We start from the raw sequence: 3674 nt of genomic DNA, 5'->3' as shown, positions 1-3674 counted from the left end.
GTGGTGCCACGCACGATCGAGTCGTCCACCAACAGCACGTTCTTGCCGGCAAACTCCTGGTCGATGCTGCTGAGTTTCTGCCGCACTGACTTCCGGCGCACCTGCTGACCGGGCATGATGAAAGTCCGACCCACATAGCGGTTTTTGACAAAGCCCTCGCGGTAGGGAATGTCGAGCCGTTGTGCCAGCTCGAGCGCCGCCGTGCGACTGGATTCCGGGATCGGAATGACGACATCGATATCGTGTTTCAGCCACTCGCGCTGGATCTTTTCGGCGAGCTTGATGCCCATGCGCATGCGCGCCTGGTAGACGGAGATGCCGTCGATGGTCGAGTCCGGTCGGGCAAAGTACACGTGCTCGAAGACGCAGGGACTGAACGGCACATTGCTCGGTGTAATGTGGCTGTGCAGTGTGCCGTCTGTCTCGATGTATACCGCCTCGCCCGGTGCGAGGTCGCGCAGCGGATTGAAGCCGAGGCCGGTAAGCGCAACCGTTTCAGACGCGACCATGTACTCCTCACCGGCTCCGGTCACGCGCTTGCCGAGCACCAGCGGCCGGATACCGTGGCGATCGCGAAACGCAATCAGGCCCCGCCCGGCGACCATGGCAACCACCGCGTAGCCGCCGCGACACCGTTCGTGCAAGGCATCGATGGCGGCGAACACCTGGGCGTGGCTGAGGTGGGTCGAATCGATTTGCTGGTGCAGCTCGTGCGCGAACACATTGAGCAGCACTTCGGAATCCGAGCGGGTGTTGATGTGCCGCAAATCGCCGCGGTAGAGCTCAGAGGCCAGCTCGCGCGCATTGGTCAGGTTGCCGTTGTGCGCCATCGCCAGCCCATACGGCGAATTGACATACATGGGTTGCGCCTCGGTACCGGAGTTCGAACCCGCAGTCGGGTAGCGGCAATGCGCGATGCCCATGGTGCCTCTGAGCCGTTCCATGTGCTCCTGTCTGAACACATCTCGAACCAGGCCCACACCCCGCCGGATGTAGACCTTGCCGACCCCGTCGGTGTCACCGGTCATGATGCCGGCGGCGTCCTGGCCACGGTGTTGCAGCAGCAGCAAGCCCTCGTAGAGGTCATTGTTGACCGGGGTACACCCGACGATTCCGACTACGCCACACATGCACGCTCACCTGAAAAGCAATTGAGGGTCTTCATAAGTTCGGGAATACCACGAAGTCGGAGAACTCCGGCGGCATCTGCCGGACCAACCACGCCGATCCGGGTTGGATGCGACTGATCAGCTGCGAGCTGTGCCACCAGCGCTCCCGTGGTGTGTCGGTCATGGCCAATGCGATGATGATCACCATGACGATCAGCACGCCCCTGGCCATGCCGAACAACGCACCCAGCATGCGATCTGCACTGCGCAGCGGGCCGTGTTTGAAGAAACTGGACACGATGTAGTTGATCGCCGCACCGGACAGCACCGTTGCGACGAACAAGCCAACCCCGGCAATCACGTAAGCCACCTGCTCGTTCTCGATCCGCGGAATGAGCAGTTGGTCCGCCGCACGTTCGGTGTAGGTCATCGCAACGACGAAGGCGAGCACCAGCGACCCCAGACTGATGGCCTCCTGGACGAAGCCGTGCCGCATGCTGATCAACATGCTGATGATGATCAGGATGAAGATACACACATCGGCGTAATTGAAAGGGTGAATCAACTCAAGCACAGTGCTCTCCTCCCTGATGCGTACCGGGCCGCGACGTCAGTCCCGCCAGCTCGCAACAAACGACTTCAGTTGGTACTGGTCGTCGATCGTCCTTTTGACTGAATCCGCTTCGCTCTGGCGGATGAAGGGCCCAACGAGCACGCGGTAGACCGTCTCGTTGTTGGAGTTGAAATCGCGTTTGAAGGCGGCGAGACCACCGTCGCGCAGCCGCTGTACCATGGCCACGGCATTGGCCTCGCTGGCGAAACTGCCCACCTGCACAATCCACGTGGCCAGCGGTCCGCTTGCGTCGACGGCGGCTGCGGACTCGGGCGCGGTGCCGTCGGCCTCGGCGTCGTCGAGCTTGCGCAGGGTTTTCACGGTGTCATCCGGCGCGGAAGCCACGCGACCGTCGGCGCGCGGCAGCGGCTGCCCGATGCTGTCAGGCGCGGTCGTCACCACCCGCGTCGGCGGCGGCAGAGGCACCACGAACGCCGTTTCGTCGCGCATGTGGCGCACGGACCCGTCGAGCCACGCCGGGACGAGGATGACCGCCAGCGCGATGAGCACCAGCGCACCCACAACGCGACGCTTGAGCGAACTCTCCACAGTCTGTCTGTTTCTCCAGGCGATCCGCGTCAATCGGCGAGCGATGCCACGGCCTCGATCACGCCCGCCACGGTGTAGAGCGAGCCGAACACGACCACCTTGTCGGCACGCTGGGCCGCATCGAGTGCGGCGTGCAGCGCGTCCAGGACCGGACCCGCGTATTGTACGTTGACCACCCCGTGAGCGGCCAGCCGCTGGGCGTAGTCATCTGAGGGCAGCGCGCGTTCCATGTCGAGTTCGCCGAGAAACCACCCGTCGAAGTGGGACGCCAAGGGCGTCAGGATGGCGTCGAGGTCCTTGTCGGCCATCACCGCGGTGACCGCCAGCAACCGGCCGTCGTGGCCGCGCAGGCTCCGGGCCAACGCATCGGCTGCGGCACCGTTGTGGGCGACGTCGAGGACGACCTCGATGCCGCGCACCCGAAACGCCTGCATGCGGCCGCTGATTCGGGCCGTCGCGATGCCCTCAGCCAGAGCCGCAGCCGGCACGGGCAAGGTCGACTGCAGGTGTTGAATCACCGCCACGGCCCCGGCCGCGTTGGCGAGCTGGAAGCCGCCAGCCATGCCCGGCAGCGGCAAGTCCAGGCGCTCCGAGGCGTCCCACCAACGCCAGCCCTCGGACGTCCGTTCGAAATGAAAGTCCTCGCCGACGAAACGCGCCTCTGCGCCAATGGCCTGCCAGTGGTCGCGCAATCGCTGTGGCGGGGCTGCGTCGCCGCAGATCGCCGGGCGCCCTGCGCGGGCGGTGTGCGCTTTTTCGAATCCGATCGACTCGCGGTCGTCACCGAGCCAACGCTGGTGGTCCAGCGCCACGTTCGTTAGCACCACGGCATCGGCATCCCAGAGATTGGTAACATCGAGACGCCCACCGAGACCCACTTCGAGAATGACAACATCGGGCGCCGTCTCGCGGAACAGCCACACCGCAGCCAGTACGGTGTACTCGAAGTAGGTCAGCGAAATGCCCGCGCGGCCCGTCTCCACTGCCGCCAACGCGCGCAGAATGGACGCGTCGTCCGCCTCCTGGCCGTTGAGCAGAATGCGTTCGTTGAAGCGCACCAGGTGCGGGGAGATCTGAAGGGCCGTTCGGTACCCGGCAGCGCGGTACACCGCGTCCAGGTAGCTGACAGTCGACCCTTTGCCGTTGGTGCCGCCAACCGTGATCACCGGGCACGCGAAGCGCTCGAGCCCCATCGCCACCGCGACCGCGCTCACGCGGTCGAGTCCGAGCTCCATCGGCTTGGGGTGCAAGCGTTCCAGGTAGCTCAGCCACTCGCCAAGGGACTGCGGAGCCATGCGGCGTCAGGCGCTCTCGAGGTCGGCACCCGCCGCGTTTTCGGGCGTTTCGATGGCGTCCTGCTTACAGAGAATCCGCAGCATCGCGGCAATGCGGTCGCGCATGTC

At 64.7% G+C, this 3674-nt stretch carries 4 protein-coding genes; all 4 read right to left on the bottom strand.

Going from position 1 to position 3674, the window contains the following annotated elements; translation table 11 throughout:
* Positions 1–1130, bottom strand: a 1130-nt coding sequence (gene purF / locus AAGA11_22790; protein MEM9605704.1) for an amidophosphoribosyltransferase, incomplete at its 3' end; no start/stop codon positions are given.
* A 31-nt stretch (positions 1131–1161) separates the two neighbouring features.
* Complete coding sequence (locus tag AAGA11_22785) at positions 1162–1683, bottom strand: CvpA family protein (GenBank protein MEM9605703.1); 522 nt, start codon at positions 1681–1683, stop codon at positions 1162–1164.
* Positions 1684–1719: 36 nt separating this feature from the next.
* Positions 1720–2271, bottom strand: coding sequence for an SPOR domain-containing protein (locus tag AAGA11_22780; protein MEM9605702.1), 552 nt, complete (start codon positions 2269–2271; stop codon positions 1720–1722).
* Between the two features lie 29 nt (positions 2272–2300).
* Complete coding sequence (gene folC, locus AAGA11_22775) at positions 2301–3566, bottom strand: bifunctional tetrahydrofolate synthase/dihydrofolate synthase (GenBank protein ID MEM9605701.1); 1266 nt, start codon at positions 3564–3566, stop codon at positions 2301–2303.
* Between the last annotated feature and the right edge of the window lie 108 nt (positions 3567–3674).

The sequence above is a fragment of the Pseudomonadota bacterium genome, assembly GCA_039196715.1.
In the GTDB taxonomy this organism is placed as follows: Bacteria; Pseudomonadota; Gammaproteobacteria; order CALCKW01; family CALCKW01; genus CALCKW01.
The sequence above is the reverse complement of the archived record's forward strand: the minus strand, read 5'-3'. Positions and strand labels throughout refer to the sequence as shown.